Raw genomic sequence first — 19,026 nt, 5'->3', positions numbered from 1 at the left:
CGGGTCAGCCGGCGATGAAGGTGGGCCACACCTGGAACTGCAGCTTCAGCGCCACCACGAAGGCCAGGTAGCTGCCGAGCGCGAGCACGGTCGCCAGCAGGGTCACGCCCTTCCAGCCGAAGCTGTCGCCCGCCAGGCTCGCGATGAAGGTCAGCGCATAGATCGCGACGATGAGCCCCATCGACGGCAAGCCGATGCTCGGCAACCCGCCGAGCAGCACGCCGAAGATCAGGTTGGCGCCGATGATGAACAGCAGCGGCTTCCATGCGATGCGGCCCACGGGCTCGCCGTCGTCGGTCTCGACCGTGAGGGCCTTGAACGTGATCAGCACGCCCATGAAGGCGATGAGGATGCCCACGATGAGCGGAAAGTAGCCGGGGCCCATGCGGGCGCCGGTGCCCACGTTGTAGGTCGTGGCGCCCCATGCGAAGGCCACGCCGAAGGCGCTGAAAAGCACGCCCGAGCAGAAGTCTCTCTGACTCTTGATTCTCACCGTTGATGTCTCCTGGAACTGCGTTGATCGGCACAGGATGTGCGTCAGCGATCCTAGGAATTCAGTGCGGCGGTGTGTATGAACAAAGCATTGCCATTCGGCAATGTTCGAGGCGCGAGGAGACGAAGAAGGTGCCGCTCAGCCGTCCGCCGCCGGCAGGTCGATGCAGGCGCGCAGGCCCGGTCGGGCATCGTCGAACTGCAGGCGCCCGCCATGCAGCGCCACCACCGCCTGCACGCTCGCGAGCCCCAGGCCGTGGCCCGGCGTGCTGTGGTCCAGCCGATGGAAGCGCACGCCCAGGCGCTCGTACTCGGCGCTCGGAATGCCGGGGCCGTCGTCCTGCACGAACAGCTGCGCACGCCCGTCGACCGTGTGCGTGCCGATGCGCACGGTGGCGCCGGCCCCTCCGTACTTCAGCGCGTTGTCGAGCAGGTTGGCCGCGGCACCCGCGAGCAGGTCGCGATCGCCCAGCGCGATGGCGCGGTCGGCAGGCTCGCGCAGCAGCGCGATGCCCCGCACCTCGGCCACCGCCTCGTACAGCTCCGCCACGTCATCGGCGATGACGTGCAGCGCCACCGGCGCGAACTGCTGGCGCCGCGCACCGGCCTCGACCTCGGCGATCTGCAGCAGCTTCTCGAACATCACCGCCAGCTCCTCGAGCTCGCGGATGGCGGTGGCCACAGGCTCGCGCTGCGGATGGTCGGCGTCGCCGAACTCGAGCTCCGCCTCCACCGCACGCAGGCGCACCAGCACGCGCGTGAGCGGTGTGCGCAGGTCGTGCGCGATGGTGTTGGACACATGGCGCACGCCGTCCATCAGCGACTGGATGCGATCGAGCATCGCGTTGATGTCGCCCTCCAGCAGCGCGAACTCGTCCTCCTGCCCCGAAGGCGCCACGCGCTCCTGCAGCTCGCCCGCCGCGATGCGCGCGGCCGTGCGCCGCACCGCGCCCACGCTGCGCTCCAGCTCCTGGCGAAAGACGAAGGTGCCACCGATGAGCAGCAGCACCGCCACGATGCCCGCCGCCGCGCTGGCGCTGGCCACCAATGATTCGATCGACTCCTGGTCGCGCAGGTCGTGCCCCACCACGAGCATGCCGCCGTCGGGCAGCGGGCGCATCACGAGGTAGGCGATGGCGGTCTGGCCCGCGCGCACCACGCGGCGGTGCACGCCGTCGCCCGCATCGGGCGCCAGCGAGGGCATCTGGTCGAGGTTGCCCGCGCGCTTGCGGCCCTCGCGGTCGGTGAGCAGGTAGATCTCGTTGTCGGAGTTGCGGCCGTCGGAAAGCGCATGGACGATCTCGCCCGCCACGCCTTCGGCGCCGCGCGCTTCGTAGCGCACCACCAGCTGCTGCACGCTGGCGGCCACCTGTCGCACCATGCGCTGCTGCAGCACGCCGACGGTCTGCATGTAGACGATGGCCAGCGCGGCCAGCATGGTGATCGCGACGAGCAGCCCGTAGTAGAAGGCGAGCCGAAAGCCGACCGAGCGCCACAGCTGGCGCAGGGCCCGGGTCATTGCGGCGCGGCCAGCGTGTAGCCCACGCCGCGCACGGTGTGGATCAGCGTCGGCGCGCCGCCCGCATCGAGCTTGCCGCGCAGGCGGCTCACCTGCACGTCGATCACGTTGGTCTGCGGGTCGAACTGGTAGTCCCACACGGCCTCGAGCAGCATGGTGCGCGTGACCACCTGGCCCGGATGCATCATGAGGTAGGCCAGCAGCCTGAACTCGCGCGGCTGCAGCGCGATGGGCCGGCCGCCGCGCTCCACGTGGCGGCGCGCCAGGTCGAGCGTGAGGTCGGCCAGCTGCAGCGTGCGGATCTCGGGCCCGCTGCGCGAGCGGCGCACCAGCGCCTCGGCGCGCGCCGCGAGTTCGGAGAAGGCAAAGGGCTTGGCCAGGTAATCGTCGCCGCCGGCCTTGAGCCCGCGCACGCGCTCGTCGAGCGCGCTCAAGGCGCTGAGCACCAGCACCGGCGTCTTCTTGCCGAGGGCGCGCATCGTGGTGAGGATCGACAGGCCGTCCACGTCGTTGGGCAGCATGCGGTCGAGGATGACGAGGTCCCACGTCTCGCCCGTGGCGCGCGCGAACGCATCCGCGCCGTCGCGGCTGATCACCGCCACATGGCCGAGCGAGCGGAAGCCTTCGGCGATGTAGCGCGCGTTGTCGGCATCGTCCTCGACGATGAGGCAGTGCCAGATGACGGTGGGGCCGAGCACGTCAGTCGGTGCGGCCACGGCAAGAAATACCCATGGATGGCGGTGCGGTTGTGCTCACGTTGCGCCCCCTGGGATGCGGGGGCCTGCAATGCAAATGCTAGCCCAGGTGGAAGCGGGAAAAGCCCGCGCTTCATTACCGTTTGTCCATGTAAGGCGCGTGGGCGCGCGTGGGCGAAGGGCGCTGCGGCCCCTCCTCAACCCAACGGCTCAGATCACGCGCGAATGAACGCGAGCAAGTCGGCGTTGATGACTTCCGCATTCACGGTGCACATGCCGTGCGAGAAGCCGGGATAGACCTTGAGCTCGCTGTTCTCGATCAGCTCGGCCTGACGCAGCGCGCCCGCCTTGTAGGGAACGATCTGGTCGTCGTCTCCCGCCATGATGAGCGTCGGCACCTTGATGGCTTTCAGGTCTTCCGTCTGGTCGGTCTGCGAGAACGCCTTGATGCCTTCGTAATGGGCCTTGGCGCTGCCCATCATTCCCTGGCGCCACCAGTTCTGGATGACGCCCTGGGAAACACTCGCTCCGGGCCGGTTGTAGCCATAGAACGGTCCCGAAGGCACGTCGAGGAAGAACTGCGCCCGGTTGTCGGCCAGCGCCTTGCGAAAGCCATCGAACACCTCGACCGGGGTGCCGCCCGGATTGCTCTCCGTCTTCACCATGAGCGGCGGGACCGCACTGATCAGGACGGCCTTGGCGACGCGGCCCTGCGGCTGGCCATGCCTGGCGACGTAGCGCGCCACCTGGCCACCGCCGGTCGAATGACCGATATGGACGGCGTTCTTCAGATCCAGATGCTCGACCACCGCGGAGGCATCCGCCGCGTAGTGGTCCATGTCGTGTCCATCGCTGACCTGCGACGAGCGTCCATGCCCGCGGCGGTCGTGAGCGACGACGCGGTAGCCCTGGGCCAGGAAAAACAGCAGCTGTGCGTCCCAATCGTCTGCGCTCAGGGGCCAGCCGTGATGGAAGACAAGAGGCTGCGCACTCTGGGGCCCCCAATCCTTGTAGAAGATCTGAACCCCATCCTCGGTCGTCACATAGGCCATGGTCTTGACTCCTTGCTGTGCAATGGCAGGTTGAACGGGCTTGAGCCGCGCCCCCTGTGAAGTCGGCCGCGATGCACGGGGCAGCGGCACCGACGGCGAGAGAGGCCGAGCACCCCCTCGCGGGAACGCCCCTCGGCTCGGAGCAGACTTTAAGATTGAACCGGGCTTCAGTGTCAATACGCCTTGCGCCGTCAGGGGCAGCGACCGGGCGCAGACAGAAGGCACTCCGTTTTCGCGCGGGCACGGTCGTCAGCAACCATGGTGCGTGCTCTGCGCGCGAAGCCGATGGCGAAGAGCAGCCCTCGCCCCCTCACTCCACCGTCACGCTTTTAGCGAGGTTCCGCGGCTTGTCGACGTCCGTCCCGCGCGCACACGCCGTGTGATACGCCAGCAGCTGCAGCGGCACCACATGCAGCAGCGGCGACAGCGCGCCGTAGTGCTCGGGCATGCGGATCACGTGCAGGCCTTCGCCGCTGGCGATCTGCGTGTCGCCGTCGGCCAGCACGTAGAGCACGCCGCCGCGGGCGCGCACTTCCTGCAGGTTGCTCTTGAGCTTTTCGAGCAGGGCGTCGTTCGGCGCCACGGCGACCACGGGCATCTCGCTCGTGACGAGCGCGAGCGGGCCGTGCTTGAGTTCGCCGGCGGCGTAGGCCTCGGCGTGGATGTAGGTCACTTCCTTGAGCTTGAGCGCGCCTTCGAGCGCGATCGGGTAGTGCAGGCCGCGGCCCAGGAACAGGGCGTTGTCCTTGCGCGCGAAGTCTTCGGCCCAGCCGATGATCTGCGGCTCGAGCGCCAGCACCGACTGCAGCGCGACGGGCAGGTGGCGCATTTCCTTCAGGTAGCGCGCCTCGTCGAGCGCGCTCAGGCGGTTCTTGGACTGCGCGATGGCCAGCGTGAGCAGGAACAGGCCCGCGAGCTGGGTGGTGAAGGCCTTGGTCGAAGCCACGCCGATTTCGACGCCGGCGCGCGTGATGTAGGCCAGCTTGCACTCGCGCACCATGGCGCTGGTGGCGACGTTGCAGATGGTCAGCGTCTGCTCCATGCCCAGCGAGCGCGCGTGCTTGAGCGCGGCCAGCGTGTCGGCGGTTTCGCCCGACTGGCTGATGGTGACGACCAGCGTCTTGGGGTCGGGCACGGAGTCGCGGTAGCGGTACTCGCTGGCGATCTCGACCTGGGTGGAGATCTTCGCGATGCTCTCGAGCCAGTACTTGGCGGTGCAGCCGCTGTAGTAGCTGGTGCCGCAGGCCAGGATGAGGATCTTGTCGATGTCCTGGAACACGCGGTGCGCGCTCGCGCCCGTGGCGCCGTCCTGGCCGATGCCGTCGAACAGCTCGGGCACGATGCCTTCCACGCCTTCGAGCGTGTCGCCGATGGCGCGCGGCTGCTCGAAGATTTCCTTTTGCATGTAGTGGCGGTACGGGCCCAGCTCGGCCGCGCCGCTGTGGGCGTGCACGGTGCGCACGGTGCGGGTGACGGGCTTGTGGTTCTTGTCGACGATCCAGTACTTGCCGGGCTGCAGGTCGACCACGTCGCCTTCTTCGAGGTACACGATCTGGTCGGTCACGCCGGCCAGCGCCATCGCGTCGCTGGCCAGGAAGTTCTCGGTGCCGTCCTTGCCGGCGCCCAGGATCAGCGGCGAGCCGGCGCGCGCGCCGATCACGCGCTGCGGTTCGTCGCGGCAGATGACGGCGATGGCGTAGGCGCCGTGCAGCTGCAGCACGGCGGCCTTGACGGCCTCGAACAGGTCGCCGTTGTAGAGGCTGTCGACGAGGTGGGCGATGACCTCGGTGTCGGTCTGGCTCTCGAACACGTAGCCCTTGGCCTCGAGCGCGGCGCGCAGCGGTTCGTGGTTCTCGATGATGCCGTTGTGCACGAGCGCGATGCGGCCCGGGCGCGCGGCGGGCGCGTCGGCGCCGACGCCGTGGCTGAAGTGGGGGTGGGCGTTGTGCACGGCCGGTGCGCCGTGGGTGGCCCAGCGCGTGTGGGCGATGCCGGTGAGGCCTTCGACCTTGTCGTCGCGCACCTGCGTCAGCAGGTCGGCCACGCGCGAGGTGGTGCGTGCGCGGCTCAGGCCGCCGGCATGCACCGCGACGCCGCAGGAGTCATAGCCGCGGTATTCGAGCCGCTGAAGGCCCTGGACCAGGACCGGAACGATGTCGCGATGGGAGGCTGCGCCGACGATGCCGCACATGGGGTGTACCTTGTCTTGAAGAACAGAAGGGCTCGATGGTAGGGAGCCCTTCGAGAAATATGGCGTCTAAATTTCCACAGTTTTGGATTTTTATTTCACTCAAACCTGCAGATGGAGTTTTATTCCATAATTTCAATCCATATGGAATCAATCTCTCTCGACGCCATCGACCTCAAGCTGCTCGACGCGCTCCAGAACGACGCCTCGCAGACCAACCAGCGCCTGGCCGCCGAGGTGGGCATCTCGCCGCCGACCTGCCTGCGCCGCGTGCAGCGGCTGCGCCAGGAAGGGCTCATCGAGCGCCAGGTCGCCCTGCTCTCGCCCGACCGCCTCGCCACGGTGCTGGGTCACGGCCTGCAGGCGGTGGTGGAGATTTCGCTCGACCGGCAGGACGCCGCCGCGCTCGACGCCTTCGAGGCCCGCGTGATCGCGGACGACGCCGTGCAACAGTGCTGGCGCGTGTCGCCGGGGCCCGATTTCGTGCTGGTCGTGGTGGCGCGCGACATGCCCGGCTACGGCGCGCTGACGCAGCGGCTGTTCACGGCCGACGCCAACGTGCGCAACGTGAAGGCGTTCTTCAGCCTCAAGCGCGCGAAGTTCGGGGCCCGCGTGCCGCTGGGCTGACGCCGGTTCTGTGCGCGATCAGCGCTCGCTCGCCGCCTCGCGCAACGCTTCGAGGAAGGTGCGCCGCCACCAGTGGATGTCCTGCGCCCGGATGCGCGACAGCAGCTTCTGGTGCCGCTCGCGCCGCTCTTCCAGCGGCATCTGCAGCGCCTGCTGCACCGTCTCGGCCGTGCCGTGCGTGTCGTACGGATTCACCAGCAGCGCTTCCTTCAGCTGCTCGGCCGCGCCCGCGAAGCGCGACAGCACCAGCACGCCGGGGTCGGCCGGGTCCTGCGCCGCGATGTATTCCTTGGCCACGAGGTTCATGCCGTCGCGCAGCGGCGTCACCAGCCCCACGGCCGCCGCGCGGCACAGGCCGGGCACGCGGCGGCGCGCGACCATGCGGTGGATGTAGCGCACCGGCATCCAGTCGAGTTCGCCGTAGTCGCCGTTGATGGCGCCGCACAGCGATTCGAGTTCCTTGCGGATGTCGGCGTAGGCATCGACCGTCTCGCGCGTGGGCGAGGCGATCTGGATCAGCGTGGCGCTGCGGCGGTTCTCGGGGTAGTTGGCCAACAGCTCGCGGAACGAGCGCACGCGTTGGGGGATGCCCTTCGAATAGTCGAGCCGGTCGATGCCCAGCAGCAGCCGGCGGCTCGAGTACTCGCGCTTCATGGTCTCGTACATGTCGCGCGATTCCTTGGCGTGCGTGAGCGCCGCGAACTCGTCCACGTCGATGCCGATGGGGAAGGCGTTGCAGCGCACCGTCTGCCCGTAGGCGCGGTACATGTCGTTGCCCAGGTACTCGCCGTGGGCCTCGTTGCGCACGTAGTGCTCGAAGTGCTGCACGTCCTGCTGCGCCTGGAAGCCGATCAGGTCGTACGAGAACAGCGAACGCATCAACCATTCATGCTGCGGAATGGCCGCGATGATGATCTGCGGCGGCAGCGGAATGTGCAGGAAGAAGCCGATGCGCTGCTTGCAGCCCATGGCGCGCAGCTCGGCCGCCAGCGGCATCAGGTGGTAGTCGTGGATCCAGATGATGTCGTCGTCCTTCAGCAGCGGCATCAGCTTGCGCGCGAACAGCTGGTTCACGCGGCGGTAGCCGCCGATGAAGCCGGCATCGAAATGCGCCAGGTCCAGGCGGTTGTGGAACACCGGCCACAGCACGTCGTTGCTGTAGCCCAGGTAGTAGCTGTCGTGGTCGTCGCGGCTCAGGTCGAGCGTGGCGAGCGTCACCTTGCCGGCCTGCTGCCTGTGCAGCTCGCCTTCGCCCGTGGGCCCGCCCTCGACGATCTGCCCGCTCCAGCCGAACCACAGGCCGCCGCTTTGCTGCAGGCTTTCCCCGAGCGCCACGGCGAGGCCGCCGGCTGCCGGCTTGCGTGGGTCGGCCACTCGATTGGAAACAACGACAAGTCGACTCATATGCACGAATCCCAGGGGGCGGACAGGCGCACGGCCGCATTGATGATGCCGACCATCGAATAGGTCTGCGGAAAGTTGCCCCACATCTCGCCCGTGACCGGGTGCGTGTCTTCCGACAGCAGGCCCAGCGGGTTGCGTGCGGCGAGCATGGTCTCGAAGATCTGGCGCGCCTCGGCCTTGCGGCCGATCTTGGCGAGCGCGTCGATGCGCCAGAAGGTGCAGATGTTGAAGGCGGTCTCGGGCTTGCCGAAGTCGTCGGCGGCTTCGTAGCGGCGCATGTAGGGGCCGTCGCACAGCGACTTTTCCATGGCGTCGACGGTGGAGATGAAGCGCGGGTCGCGCGCATCGATCAGGCCCACCTCGACCATCAGCAGGATGCTCGCGTCGAGCTCGTGCCCGCCGAAGCTCTCGGCAAAGGCCTGGCGCTCTTCGCACCACGACTTGGCCAGGATTTCTTCCTTCATGCGTGCCGCATGGCCGTGCCAGTAGGCGGCGCGTTCGGGCAGCTCCAGCGTGCGCGCGATCTTGGCGAGCCGGTCGCAAGCGGCCCAGCTCATCAGCGCCGAACTGGTGTGCACGCGGGCGCGCGTGCGCAGCTCCCACATGCCGGCGTCGGGCGTGCCGTACACGCGCACCGCCTGCTCGCCCACCGCCTCCAGGTGCGGAAACTCCGCCACGCCTGCGCGGCTCAGCAGCCGGTGGTCGTGAAAGGCCTGCGCCGCGCCGAGCACGATGTTGCCGTACACGTCGTGCTGGAAGTGCTCCTGCGCCTGGTTGCCCACACGCACCGGCCCCATGCCGCGGTAGCCTGGCAGGCCCTCGACAAAAGACTCGGGCAGCTCGCGCTCCAGCCCGATGCCGTAGAGCGGCTGGATGTGCTCGCCGTGCGAGCCGATCACCACGTTGCCGAGCCAGCGCAGGTAGTCTTCCATCGTGCCCACTTCGCTCAGCGAGTTGAGCGCGCGCACCACGAAGAAGGCGTCGCGCAGCCAGCAGTAGCGGTAGTCCCAGTTGCGCTGGCTGCCCGGCGCCTCGGGGATGCTGGTGGTCATGGCGGCAACGATGGCGCCGGTGTCCTCGTACAGCGAGAGCTTGAGCGTGATGGCCGCGCGGATCACCGCGTCCTGGTACTCGAAGGGAATGGCCAGGCGCTTGCTCCAGGTGCGCCAGTAGGCGATGGTTTCCTGCTCGAACTTGCGCGCGGTGTCGGCGATGCCTTCGAGCAGCGTCTCGTCCACGCCGAACATGAAGTTGTACTCGCGCGAGATCACGAAAGGCTGGCGCGACAGGATGTGCGAGATCGACGCGTCGGTGTTCAGCCGCAAGGTCACATCGGGCCCGACATAGCGGATGTGGTTGCTGCCGCGCGTGACCTCGGTCGGCGCCGAGGCGCCCCACTGGAAGCGCGGGTCGAGCGCCACGCGGATGCGCGGCGCGCCGGCAATGGGGCGCACGCGGCGCACCATCATGAGCGGACGGAAGTAGCGCGAGCGGCTGTGAAAGCGCGGCGCGAAGTCGGTGATCTCGATGCCCTGCCCCGCGCTGTCGAACAGCTGCGTGCGCAGCACGGCGGTGTTGGGCTCGTACCACTGCTTGCTGGAGGCGAAGTCCTCGATCTCGATGGCCCAGGCGCCGGCCTCCTCGCCGGGGTGCAGCAGGGCGTTGAACACCGGGTCGCCGTCGAAGCGCGGCAGGCAGCACCAGACGGCGCGGGCGCGCGCGTCGATGAGCGCGCTGTAGGCGCAGTTGCCGATCACGCCGACATTGAGCGAGGGCTCGGCCGGCGGCGCGAAGCCGCGCGGCGGGGCCGCAGCCACCTTCGCGGCGTCGACGGGCGCCTGGTCGTCGGGGCCCGCCGCACCGGCCAGGGCGTTGCCCGCGCGGTCCTCCGGAGCCTTCGGCAGTTGGTGTTCGCTCATGCGGGCTTCCTCGGTGATGGTGTCTGGGGAGCGGGTGCGGCCAGCAGGTCGCGTGCCTGCACCAGCCATTCGTACACCGCGCGTGGCGATTCGAGCCGGTGCAGCGCCAGGCTCGGCCCGGCGCCGACCTTGATCGCGACGCCGCCGCGCGGCTGCACGACGGCAAAGCCGCTCTCGTCGGTGGTGTCGTCGCCCGCGAAGACCGGCGTGCGGCCCGCGAACGGCGCTTCGGTCATGAAGGCTTCGATGGCGAGGCCCTTGTTGACGCCCGAAGGCTTCACTTCGAACACGAACTTGCCGTGCATGAGCTCGAGCTGCGGACGGCCTTCGATGGCGCGTGCCATCGCGTCGCGGCACACGGCCTCCAGCTGCGGCGCGAGCCGGTAGTGCAGCGCGATGGCGCCGTGCTTGCGCTCCACCAGCAGGCCTTCGTGGATGCGCGCGAGCTCGTTGGCCACGTCCAGGATCGGGACGAGGTCGGGCGGGCGCTGCTCCTGCATGCCGCCTTTGGCATCGCGCCGCTGCACGCCGTGCTCGCCGGCCGCGGGCAGCCGCAGCGGCGCGAGAAAGCGGTCGATGGCATCGATCTGGCGCCCCGACACCACGGCGAGCGCGCCACCGAGCAGGTCGCGCAGGTCGCTCAGCAGGGGCACGAGGGCGGGCGGCACCTCGATGGCTTCAGGCGTGGCGGCGAGGCCGACCAGCGTGCCGTCGAAGTCGAGAAAAAGGGCGGCGTCCCGGCCCGGCGGAGGTGGCAACTGGGCGTTGCTGCTGGAGGACTTTGGCATTGGGAAAAACCATAGCACGGCTCGCACGCGGCGCGTGTCGGCCAAAGTCCCGGCGTGCGCCGATGGCGGGGATTCAGTCGGCCGTGGCCGGCAGCGAGGCCTTCACCGCCGCGATGCGCGCCCGGTGGATCGCCTCGCCGATGCGCGGCCCGGTGGCGCCGGCCTGCTGCGCCTCGCGCGCCACCACGTCGGTGGCCACGGCCTGGGCGGCCGCGAGCACCGCGAGCAGGCGTGGGCGCTGCGGGTAGGCGGTGTCCTCGAAGCCAAGCCGGCCGCGCGCGTCGCATTCGCAGGCCAGCAGCGCCTCGGCGAAGCGCGCCGGCTTGCGGAAGGCGTCGCAGCGCTCCAGCAGGCGCACCAGCGGCGTCGCGTCGAGCGCGCCGCTTCGGTGGATGTTGCCGTGCTCGCGCGCCACCACCTCGGCCAGCTCGCGCAGCTCCACCGGCACGCGCCAGCGTTCGCACACGGCCTGCAGCAGGTCGACGCTGCGCAGCTCGTGGTTGATGTGGCGCGGCAGCATGTCGGCGGGCGTGGTGCCCTTGCCGAGGTCGTGCATGAGGCAGGCGAAGCGCACGGGCAGCGTGGCGCCCAGCCGCGCGCTGGTGTCGAGCACCATCATCAGGTGCACACCGGTGTCGATCTCGGGATGGTGCTGCGCCGGCTGCGGCACGCCCCAGAGCCGGTCGACCTCGGGCAGCAGCACGGCGAGCGCGCCGCAGTCGCGCAGCACCTCGAACATGCGCGAGGGGCGCGTTTCCATCAGGCCGCGCGCGAGCTCCTGCCACACGCGCTCGGGCACCAGCGCATCGACCTCGCCGGCCGCGACCATCTCGCGCATGAGCGCCATGGTTTCGGGCGCGACGGTGAAGTCGTCGAAGCGCGCGGCAAAGCGCGCCACGCGCAGGATGCGCACCGGGTCTTCGCGGAAGGCGTCGGTCACGTGGCGCAGCACCTTGTCGCGCAGGTCGCGCTGGCCGTGGAAGGGGTCGGCCAGGGTTTCGGGGCGAGGGTCGAAGCTGCCGTCGGCGGCCACGTGCTCGGCGGGCAGCGCGATGGCATTGACGGTCAGGTCGCGCCGGGCGAGGTCCTGCTCCAGCGTGACGTCGGGCGCCGCATGCACGACGAAGCCTCGGTAGCCCGGCGCGCTCTTGCGCTCGGTGCGGGCCAGCGCGTACTCCTCGCGCGTGCGCGGATGCAAAAACACGGGGAAGTCGCGCCCCACGGGCAGGTAGCCGCGCGCCACCATGGCCTCGGGCGTGGCGCCCACCACCAGCCAGTCATGGTCGGAAACGGGGCGGCCCAGCAGCCGGTCGCGCAGTGCACCGCCGACGAGAAAAATGTTCATGAGTGCAGTGTAGGGATACTCTCCCTGCACAAAAAGAACGGTCGTTCGATAATCGCCGAGCGATGCGAACGACCGTTCGCAAATTCGTGTCGCGCGAAGCACCGGTCGCTGGCCGGTGCCCCCGTGCGCGGGGCTGTTTTCAACACCCAAGGAGCATTCACAGCTATGAAGAAACTCACAACAACAGCATCGTTGGCATTGGCGGCACTCGGGGTCCTGGCATCAGGCAGCGCCCTGGCGCAGAACGCGGGCGACTGGGTCGTCGGCACCGGCTGGTTCCACCTGTCGCCGCAGGATTCGAGCAAGCCGCTGACCGTGACCTCGCCCGTGCACAGCGTGCTGGCCGGCTCGGGCGCGAGCGTCACCAACTCGGACACGCTGGGCCTGAACGTCGCGTACTTCATCGACCCCCACTGGGCCGTCGAGGGCGTGCTCGGCGTGCCGCCCAAGTTCAAACTCAACGGCAGCGGCACGCTGGCGCGCGTGGGCGAACTCGGCCAGGCCCGCCAGTGGAGCCCGACCGTACTGGCCAAGTACTACTTCAACGAAGGCAACGACGCCTTCCGTCCGTTCGTGGGCCTGGGCGCCACCTACGTCTGGTACAGCGACGTGAAGCTCACGTCGAACCTGCAGGGCGCGCTGGCCAGCCAGTTCCACGTGCGTCCGTCTTCTGTGAACACCACCGCCAAGCTCGACAGCTCGTTCGCGCCCGTGCTCAACGCCGGCGTGGCCTACCAGTTCGACAAGCACTGGGGCGTGTCGTTCTCGGTGTCCTACATCCCGCTGAAGACCAAGGCCAAGCTCACCACGACCAGCATCACCGGCCTGCCGGTGGCGCGCAGCGAGGCGAGCCTGAAGCTGAACCCGATCGTCACCTACCTGGCGGCGACGTACCGGTTCTGATGAGGTCCGGCGGGCCTCAGTCGCGCGAGGTGCGGTAAGGCTCGTCGAAAGCCACGAAGGTCTTCTCGGCCAGGGCGCCGTCGATCCACGCGGCGACGCCCGGCAGGGCCGCCACGCGCGCGATGTACGCGTCGATGGCCGGCGGCACCGGCAGGCCATAACCGCGGATGCGCATGCCCACCGGCGCGAAGAAGGCGTCGGCGATGGTGAAGGCGCCGAACAGCATCGGGCCGCCATGCGTGTCGAGCAGCTCGGTCCACATCTGCACGATGCGGTCGAGGTCTTCCTGCACGCCGGGCTGCTCGGCCAGGAGCCGCGCGCCCACCTCGGGCAGCGAGGCCTCGATGTTCATCGGGCAGTTGCCGCGCAGATTGGTGAAGCCCGAGTGCATTTCGGCGCAGATGCTGCGCGCACGGGCCCGCTCGGCCACGCCCTGGGGCCACAGCTGCTTCTCGGGGAAGCGCTCGGCCAGGTACTCGGCGATGGCCAGCGTGTCCCACACGGCCAGGTCGCCGTCGACCAGCACCGGCACCTTGGCCACGGGGTTGATGGCGCCGATCACGTGCTTGAACTGCGAGGTGGCATCGAACGAGTCGAAGCGCACCATCACCTCCTCGAAGGGAATGCCGGCCTGGGTCATGAGCACCCAGGGGCGCATGGACCACGACGAGTAATTCTTGTTGCCGATGTAGAGCTTGGACATCTGTCAGGGTCTCCGGGTCAGTGCGGGAATGCGGGGCAAAGCCGTCGATGCTAGCCGGGCGGCGCGCTGCGATTGATGACGAAGGCGGCGCGAATTGATGCGGGCCGCTTCAGCGGTCGCCGTCCTGGCGGGATTCGGGCGGGACGATCACGCGCGGGCCGGAGGCGTTCGTGTCCGGCGAGGGCTTCACGACGCGCTCGATCAGGCTCACGAGGCGCGGCACCAGCGACAGCACCGCGAGCGCCAGCAGCGCGCTGAACACGGCCGTGACCTCGCGGCCGAGCCCGCAGGCCATGCCGATGGCAGCCGTCATCCACAGCCCGGCGGCGGTGGTAAGGCCCTGCACGTGGGATTCGTCCTTGCCCTGCTTGAGGATGGTGCCGGCGCACAGGAAGCCCACGCCGGCCACCAGCCCCTGGATCACGCGGCTCATGTCGGCCGGCACGATGCCGGTCTGCTGCGGGATCAGCACGAAGAGCGCCGAGCCGATGGCCACCAGCATGTGCGTGCGCACGCCGGCCGCCTTGCCCTGCTGCTCGCGCTCGAAGCCGAGCAGGAAACCCAGCACGGCTGCCAGCAGCAGCCGCACCGAGATGCGCGTGAGCTGCGCGACATCCCCCACGTCCGAGAATTCGGACGCGACGGTGTCGAGCACCTCGTCGCGCCAGGTCATGTCAGGGCAGGTCCTTGTTGGGCTCGGGCTCGTTGGCGTTGCGCGGGCCCACGCGACCCAGGCGCTCCTTCAGCGACTGCGGCTTGCCGCTGATGATGGCGGCGTAGTTGGTGGTGTTGGCCAGCACCTTCTTCACGTAGTCGCGCGTCTCGTTGAAGGGCACGTTCTCGGCCCAGATGGCCGCGTCGATCACCGGGCCGTTGCGCCAGTTGCGCGGGCGGCCCGGGCCGGCGTTGTAGGCCGCGGCGGCCAGCGCCATCGAACCGTCGAAGTCGTCGAGCGCGAGCTTCAGGTAGTTGGTGCCGATGGTGATGTTGGTCTCGCGGTCGTTGATCTGGCCGGGCGTGAAGTCGGTCAGGCCGATCTTGCGGGCGGTCCAGCGCGCCGTGGCAGGCATGACCTGCATCAGGCCCGAGGCGCCGACGCCCGAGCGCGCGTCCATGATGAAGCGGCTTTCCTGGCGGATCAGGCCGTAGACGTAGGCCGGGTCCAAGCCGATGTCCTGGCTCTTGCGCAGCACCGTGTCGTGGAAGGGCATGGGAAAGCGCTGCTCGACGTCGATCACGCCCTTGGTGCGCTCGCTGGTGTTGATGCAGCGGTCCCACACCTCGCGCTGGCAGGCCAGGTCGGCGGCGGCCAGCAGGGCGCGGTCGTCCATGCCGCCCTTGTCGTGCAGGTTGGTGGCGTAGTTCCACTCGCGCGTGCCTTCGGAGCGCAGGCCCATGCCGATGGCCTGCAGGCCGCGCTGCAAGCCCGGGTTGGTGCGCGCGGCGTTCTTTTCCTCGGGCGTGAGCGGCGCGGGCCGCGTGGCGGCCACGACGCGCTGGCCCAGCTCTTCGAGCGCCAGCATTTCATAGAAGCCGCGCGTGCCGGCGATGCTGGTGTACAGCTCGCGGGCCTGGGCGCGGCGCTCGTCGCCGCCGGCGCTGCTCAGTGCGCGGGCCTTCCAGTAGACCCAGGTCGGGTCCTGCTGGGCGGCGTCGCTCATGGCGTTGATGGCGGGCGCGACGTCCTTCCACTGGCTGGCGCGCAGGGCGGCGCGCACGCGCCAGCCGAGCATGTCGTCGGACAGGTCGCTGTTCTTCGTGACGTTGCCGAAGTAGCTCACGGCCATCGGCGAGAGCTTGTTCGCGGCCGCGCGGCCGATGGTGCCCCAGACCCAGTTGCGCTCCTCGGCGGAGAGCATCGGGCCCCACTTGCTGTCGAGCTGTGCGGCGCCCTGGTCGGGGTCGGCGACCGCGATCTTGATGAGCGCGAGCACCACCAGTTCCTTGCGCGACTTGGCGGCGACGAAGGCGCGGCCCGTGAGGAACTTGGCGGCGCTGGCGTTGACCTCCTCGAACAGCGGCAGCGCGTCGGGCGCGGCGATGGTGACCGCGCCGCGCGCGGCCGCGGGCCGGTTGGCCTCGATGGCCAGGCGCGCCTTCTTCCAGGCGTCGTTGGTCGTCATCAAGCGGGCCGCGACCATGCGATCGGCGGCGGTGAGGCACCCGTCGTCGCTGTCCTTCTGGGCGAACCAGTTGCGGCGCACCTCGTCGGCCTGCGCCTGCGTGGCCGTGCCGGTGCGCAGTGTGTCGACCAGCACCGCATAGCAGCGCACCTGGGCATCGTCGCCCATGCGGAAGCCGGCGATGTTGGCGGCGAATCCGTCCCAGTCGCGGCGCTGGCCGAGCAGCAGCAGCCAGTCGTTGCGCAGGCGGTCTTCCTGGTAGGTGTTGGGGTAGCGCGCGTAGAAGTCCTGCACCTCGTTGGGCGCGGCTTCCTGCAGGCGGGCCTTGAGCTCCCAGTAGGCGGCCCAGGGTTCGAGTGCATGGCCGCGGGCCTGCGGCAGCAAGGCCGTGAGGCGGGCCTTGTCGCCGCGCTGGAAGGCCTGCTTCATCTGGACCAGCACGTCGTCGTTGGTGTTGTTCTGCGCGGCGGCGGGCTGTTGCGACAGCAGCGCGGCGAGTGCGAGAACGGCGGAAAAAACCAGGGCGGGCGCGCCGCGGCGCTGACGAGCGCGCGCGGATGCCAAAATGCTTGGGAACTGCATCGGGGGATTATGGACAAGTCAAAGGATGCCGACACCTCGGCCACGGCGAGTTTTCTGAAGGGTCAACTGCGAAAGGCACTCATCGAGCAACGCCTGGCGCTGCCCGACCGCCTCGCGCGGGCCGACCTGCTGCAGCGGGTGATGCGGATCTGGCTGGTCGGCCGGCCCGACACCGTGATCGGCGCCTACTGGCCGATCAAGGGCGAGTTCGACCCGCTGCCCGCACTGCATCGCTGGAAGGAAGACGGCGAACTCATGGAAGAAACGCAGCGCCGCCGCATCGGACTGCCGGTGATCGACAAAGTTCACAAGACGCTCACCTTCCATGCCTGGTACCCGGGCTGCCAGATGGAAGAAGACGCCTACGGCATTCCCAAGCCCAAGGACACCGAGCTGATCGTGCCGACCCTGCTGTTCGTGCCCTGCGTGGGCTACAGCGCGGGCGGCTACCGGCTGGGCTACGGCGGCGGCTTCTACGACCGCACGCTGGCGGCGCTGGAGCCCCGGCCGTTCACGGTGGGGCTGGGCTTCACGAACGGCTTTCTCGAAGACTTCGAGCCCGAGGCGCACGACCTGCCCCTGGACGCCATACTGAACGACAACGGCGTCGTCTGGCCGACCTCCTGAGCCGGCTCAGTCGAGGTTGTCGACGGTGTCGGGGTCGGGCACCTCGCCGATGGTCTGGCGCGTGGTCACGGCCTGCGCCTCCAGCCAGTCGGAAAAGGCCTTGATCTCCGGACGCAGCGCGTTGCGCGGCCCCGAGATGAGCCAGTAGGCCATCGGTGAATCCAGCCGGTGCTGCGGCAGCACCTCGATCAGGTCGCCGTTGGCCAGGCTTTCGGCAATGAGCGAGCTGCGCGCCAGCACCAGGCCCTGGCCCGTGAGCGCGGCCTGCACCATCTGGTACGCATAGTTGAAATAGAGCCAGCGCTTGGGCTGCGCGCGCTCCAGCCCATTGACCTCGAACCAGCGCCGCCACGTGAGCCATTCCAGGTGCGTGCGGTGCGCGTCGCCCGCCTCGATGAGCGTGAAGCGGGCGATGTCGGCCGGCGTCTTGATCGGCGGGTTGCTCTTGATGAGCCACGGGCTCGCCACCGGCGTCAGCGTTTCGCCGAACAGCCGCACGGCGCCGGGCGGCATGCCTTCGGGTGGGCCGTAGCGCAGCGCGATGTCCACGTCGGCCACGTCGAGGTCGACCGCGATGTCGCTGGCGTCGATGCGGATGTCGATCTCGGGGTTGTCGCGCTGGAAGGCTTCCAGCCGCGGAATCAGCCACATCGAGGCGAACGAGGCAAACGTGGTGAGCGCCACGCTCTTGCGCCCCGCGCTCTGGCGGATCTGCCGCACGGCCATGTCGATGCGCGGCAGCGCCTGCTGCACCGACAGCAGCAGCTGCGCCCCGGCGCTGGTCAGCTCCACGGCCCGCGTGTGGCGCAGGAACAGCGACACGCCCACCTCTTCCTCGAGCGACTGGATCTGCCGGCTCACGGCCGACTGGGTGAGCGCCATTTCCTCGGCCGCGGCGCGGAAATTGAGGTGCCGCGCGACCGCCTCGAAGGCCCGCAGGTGCCCCGCGGAGATGGGCCGGGAGCGCAGGTGGGTTTGCGAATGTTGCATGGGTATGACTTTGGTGTGCGTTCCCGACGGCCAGTTGATTGATGCGGGAATCGCATCAGTAGGCTACCTCGTTTTCATTGGACCTCCAAGGCCGCAAAAACGATCATTCATTCCCGAACTGCGCCAACCTCTCTGTCTGTCAAAGGCGCTTCGGATCAGCCAAGGAGTCCTCATCATGTCCACCGCCGTCTGCACCAACGAATCGCTCGCTTCCCTGTCCCGTTCCACCCGCACCGCGGCCATTCCGCCGGCCGTGCGCCGTGGCGCCTGGCAGATTGCGCCCGGCGAGGCGATGAGCCTGAAGGCGCGGTCGGCGAGCGTGCTGCGCGTCAAGCAGGGCCGCGTGTGGGTCACGCCCGACGCCACCGCCCACGGCCCCAGCGAAGACATCGTGCTGGCCCCGGGCGAGTCGCTCACCGTGGCCGCCGGCCAGCGCATCGTCATGGAAGCCTGGGATGGCTACGGTGCCACCTACGTGTGGGACCCGGTCTGACCGACCGCCTGCACTCCCGGCTCTTCTGAAAAAAGGCGGCTTCGGCCGCCTTTTTCTTTGCCCGTCGTTTTCGTGCCCCGCCGCCGGGGCCCCGGGGTTCAGCCGCTGATGTCGAAGCTGGCGCGCAGCGCCAGGAAGTGCGCCAGCGCGGCCTCCCCGCGCAGGGCCTGCAGGGCCGAGATCGGGTCAGGCCCCTCGCATTCGGCCAGGCCCATGGCAAAACCGGTGTAGCGCCGCGCGGCCAGCGGGCCTTCGTGGACCACCACGAGCGCCACGTGCCGGGGGTCGCGTTGCAGCCGCGCCATCAACCCCTGCACCGCCTCGCGCGGCCCCTCGAAATGCTGGCAGAAGCACTGGCCGTCGAACACCAGCAGGCCGGAGATGCCGTCCTCGGCATTGCGCGCGCGGGCCTGGGTGACGATCGCGCCCACGGTGGCGGGCGGCAGGTCGGGGGCGAGCAGGCTGCAATAGAGGAATTCGTGCAGGAGTTCTGCAGAGGCTTGTTCTGGTGTCATGCGGTGCAAGAAGGGGACATCGTTTCGAGTCTAGGGGGCCATCCTGCGCCCCGAAATGTCA

18 protein-coding genes are annotated in these 19,026 nt (G+C 69.0%); 4 read left to right on the top strand and 14 right to left on the bottom strand.

The annotated features are described in order from the left end of the window. Positions 1-4 precede the first annotated feature (4 nt). The 5 genes from ACAM42_RS04995 to glmS form a co-directional block, all read right to left on the bottom strand. A complete protein-coding gene (locus ACAM42_RS04995; protein WP_139705330.1) occupies positions 5-493 on the bottom strand; it encodes a tripartite tricarboxylate transporter TctB family protein in 489 nt (162 codons plus the stop codon). A 138-nt stretch (positions 494-631) separates the two neighbouring features. Further along, complete coding sequence (locus ACAM42_RS04990) at positions 632-2,011, bottom strand: ATP-binding protein (RefSeq protein ID WP_369631289.1); 1,380 nt, start codon at positions 2,009-2,011, stop codon at positions 632-634. Then, positions 2,008-2,691, bottom strand: coding sequence for a response regulator transcription factor (locus ACAM42_RS04985; RefSeq protein ID WP_099797390.1), 684 nt, complete (start codon positions 2,689-2,691; stop codon positions 2,008-2,010). The genes ACAM42_RS04990 and ACAM42_RS04985 overlap by 4 nt, the downstream gene beginning before the upstream one ends. 230 nt (positions 2,692-2,921) lie before the next feature. Beyond that, a complete protein-coding gene (locus ACAM42_RS04980; protein ID WP_070060064.1) occupies positions 2,922-3,758 on the bottom strand; it encodes an alpha/beta fold hydrolase in 837 nt (278 codons plus the stop codon). A gap of 310 nt (positions 3,759-4,068) precedes the next feature. Continuing rightward, complete coding sequence (gene glmS / locus ACAM42_RS04975) at positions 4,069-5,949, bottom strand: glutamine--fructose-6-phosphate transaminase (isomerizing) (RefSeq protein WP_062481190.1); 1,881 nt, start codon at positions 5,947-5,949, stop codon at positions 4,069-4,071. A 141-nt stretch (positions 5,950-6,090) separates the two neighbouring features. Here glmS and ACAM42_RS04970 point away from each other — a divergent pair, with 141 nt between their 5' ends. Beyond that, entirely contained in the window at positions 6,091-6,573 is a 483-nt protein-coding gene (locus tag ACAM42_RS04970) for an Lrp/AsnC family transcriptional regulator (RefSeq protein ID WP_139705322.1), read from the top strand. A gap of 18 nt (positions 6,574-6,591) precedes the next feature. Here the strand turns inward: ACAM42_RS04970 and otsA are convergent, their stop codons facing one another. From otsA to ACAM42_RS04950, 4 genes are all read right to left on the bottom strand, one after another. Further along, positions 6,592-7,977 carry an alpha,alpha-trehalose-phosphate synthase (UDP-forming) gene (gene otsA / locus ACAM42_RS04965; RefSeq protein ID WP_369631288.1) on the bottom strand — a complete coding sequence of 462 codons (1,386 nt, stop codon included), beginning with the start codon at positions 7,975-7,977 and terminating at the stop codon, positions 6,592-6,594. Beyond that, positions 7,974-9,896 carry a glycoside hydrolase family 15 protein gene (locus tag ACAM42_RS04960; RefSeq protein ID WP_354345624.1) on the bottom strand — a complete coding sequence of 641 codons (1,923 nt, stop codon included), beginning with the start codon at positions 9,894-9,896 and terminating at the stop codon, positions 7,974-7,976. The genes otsA and ACAM42_RS04960 overlap by 4 nt, the downstream gene beginning before the upstream one ends. Then, a complete protein-coding gene (gene otsB / locus ACAM42_RS04955; RefSeq protein WP_139705317.1) occupies positions 9,893-10,684 on the bottom strand; it encodes a trehalose-phosphatase in 792 nt (263 codons plus the stop codon). The genes ACAM42_RS04960 and otsB overlap by 4 nt, the downstream gene beginning before the upstream one ends. Before the next feature lie 73 nt (positions 10,685-10,757). Continuing rightward, positions 10,758-12,029 carry a multifunctional CCA addition/repair protein gene (locus ACAM42_RS04950; RefSeq protein WP_369631287.1) on the bottom strand — a complete coding sequence of 424 codons (1,272 nt, stop codon included), beginning with the start codon at positions 12,027-12,029 and terminating at the stop codon, positions 10,758-10,760. Between the two features lie 165 nt (positions 12,030-12,194). Between ACAM42_RS04950 and ACAM42_RS04945 the strand changes: the two genes are divergently transcribed. After that, positions 12,195-12,932: an OmpW family protein gene (locus tag ACAM42_RS04945; protein WP_062477953.1), complete on the top strand. Its 738-nt coding sequence runs from the start codon at positions 12,195-12,197 to the stop codon at positions 12,930-12,932. Between the two features lie 16 nt (positions 12,933-12,948). Here ACAM42_RS04945 and ACAM42_RS04940 read toward each other — a convergent pair whose 3' ends face one another. The 3 genes from ACAM42_RS04940 to ACAM42_RS04930 form a co-directional block, all read right to left on the bottom strand. After that, the gene (locus ACAM42_RS04940) at positions 12,949-13,635 is read right to left on the bottom strand and encodes a glutathione S-transferase family protein (RefSeq protein WP_369631286.1); all 687 of its coding nucleotides are present in this window, start codon (positions 13,633-13,635) and stop codon (positions 12,949-12,951) included. A 109-nt stretch (positions 13,636-13,744) separates the two neighbouring features. After that, on the bottom strand, positions 13,745-14,308 hold the full coding sequence (locus ACAM42_RS04935; protein ID WP_369631285.1) for an MgtC/SapB family protein: 564 nt from the start codon (positions 14,306-14,308) through the stop codon (positions 13,745-13,747). Position 14,309: 1 nt separating this feature from the next. After that, a complete protein-coding gene (locus ACAM42_RS04930) occupies positions 14,310-16,340 on the bottom strand; it encodes a transglycosylase SLT domain-containing protein (protein ID WP_354345635.1) in 2,031 nt (676 codons plus the stop codon). Positions 16,341-16,349: 9 nt separating this feature from the next. Between ACAM42_RS04930 and ACAM42_RS04925 the strand changes: the two genes are divergently transcribed. Further along, positions 16,350-16,967: a 5-formyltetrahydrofolate cyclo-ligase gene (locus ACAM42_RS04925; RefSeq protein WP_095743648.1), complete on the top strand. Its 618-nt coding sequence runs from the start codon at positions 16,350-16,352 to the stop codon at positions 16,965-16,967. A gap of 6 nt (positions 16,968-16,973) precedes the next feature. On the opposite strand, the gene ACAM42_RS04920 is transcribed toward ACAM42_RS04925, so the two are convergent. Next, entirely contained in the window at positions 16,974-17,957 is a 984-nt protein-coding gene (locus ACAM42_RS04920; RefSeq protein WP_062477933.1) for a LysR substrate-binding domain-containing protein, read from the bottom strand. Between the two features lie 175 nt (positions 17,958-18,132). On the opposite strand from ACAM42_RS04920, the gene ACAM42_RS04915 reads away from it, so the two are divergent. Continuing rightward, positions 18,133-18,450 (top strand): DUF2917 domain-containing protein, encoded by a 318-nt coding sequence (locus ACAM42_RS04915; RefSeq protein WP_062477930.1) that lies wholly within the window; start codon positions 18,133-18,135, stop codon positions 18,448-18,450. A 98-nt stretch (positions 18,451-18,548) separates the two neighbouring features. Here the strand turns inward: ACAM42_RS04915 and ACAM42_RS04910 are convergent, their stop codons facing one another. Continuing rightward, entirely contained in the window at positions 18,549-18,965 is a 417-nt protein-coding gene (locus tag ACAM42_RS04910) for a BLUF domain-containing protein (RefSeq protein ID WP_369631284.1), read from the bottom strand. Between the last annotated feature and the right edge of the window lie 61 nt (positions 18,966-19,026).

Origin of the sequence: Variovorax sp. V35 (assembly GCF_041154465.1) — a bacterium.
In the GTDB taxonomy this organism is placed as follows: Bacteria; Pseudomonadota; Gammaproteobacteria; order Burkholderiales; family Burkholderiaceae_C; genus Variovorax; species Variovorax boronicumulans.
The sequence above is the reverse complement of the archived record's forward strand: the minus strand, read 5'-3'. Positions and strand labels throughout refer to the sequence as shown.

Bases quoted from the DNA above. Each gene is read 5' to 3' on its own strand.
- ACAM42_RS04980 (WP_070060064.1), bottom strand. From the start codon at position 3,758: ATGGCCTATGTGACGACCGAGGATGGGGTTCAGATCTTCTACAAGGAT.
- ACAM42_RS04940 (WP_369631286.1), bottom strand. From the start codon at position 13,635: ATGTCCAAGCTCTACATCGGCAACAAGAATTACTCGTCGTGGTCCATG.
- ACAM42_RS04930 (WP_354345635.1), bottom strand. From the start codon at position 16,340: ATGCAGTTCCCAAGCATTTTGGCATCCGCGCGCGCTCGTCAGCGCCGC.
- otsA (WP_369631288.1), bottom strand. From the start codon at position 7,977: ATGAGTCGACTTGTCGTTGTTTCCAATCGAGTGGCCGACCCACGCAAG.
- glmS (WP_062481190.1), bottom strand. From the start codon at position 5,949: ATGTGCGGCATCGTCGGCGCAGCCTCCCATCGCGACATCGTTCCGGTC.
- ACAM42_RS04990 (WP_369631289.1), bottom strand. From the start codon at position 2,011: ATGACCCGGGCCCTGCGCCAGCTGTGGCGCTCGGTCGGCTTTCGGCTC.
- ACAM42_RS04935 (WP_369631285.1), bottom strand. From the start codon at position 14,308: ATGACCTGGCGCGACGAGGTGCTCGACACCGTCGCGTCCGAATTCTCG.
- ACAM42_RS04970 (WP_139705322.1), top strand. From the start codon at position 6,091: ATGGAATCAATCTCTCTCGACGCCATCGACCTCAAGCTGCTCGACGCG.
- otsB (WP_139705317.1), bottom strand. From the start codon at position 10,684: ATGCCAAAGTCCTCCAGCAGCAACGCCCAGTTGCCACCTCCGCCGGGC.
- ACAM42_RS04915 (WP_062477930.1), top strand. From the start codon at position 18,133: ATGTCCACCGCCGTCTGCACCAACGAATCGCTCGCTTCCCTGTCCCGT.
- ACAM42_RS04920 (WP_062477933.1), bottom strand. From the start codon at position 17,957: ATGCAACATTCGCAAACCCACCTGCGCTCCCGGCCCATCTCCGCGGGG.
- ACAM42_RS04960 (WP_354345624.1), bottom strand. From the start codon at position 9,896: ATGAGCGAACACCAACTGCCGAAGGCTCCGGAGGACCGCGCGGGCAAC.
- ACAM42_RS04945 (WP_062477953.1), top strand. From the start codon at position 12,195: ATGAAGAAACTCACAACAACAGCATCGTTGGCATTGGCGGCACTCGGG.
- ACAM42_RS04925 (WP_095743648.1), top strand. From the start codon at position 16,350: ATGGACAAGTCAAAGGATGCCGACACCTCGGCCACGGCGAGTTTTCTG.
- ACAM42_RS04950 (WP_369631287.1), bottom strand. From the start codon at position 12,029: ATGAACATTTTTCTCGTCGGCGGTGCACTGCGCGACCGGCTGCTGGGC.
- ACAM42_RS04910 (WP_369631284.1), bottom strand. From the start codon at position 18,965: ATGACACCAGAACAAGCCTCTGCAGAACTCCTGCACGAATTCCTCTAT.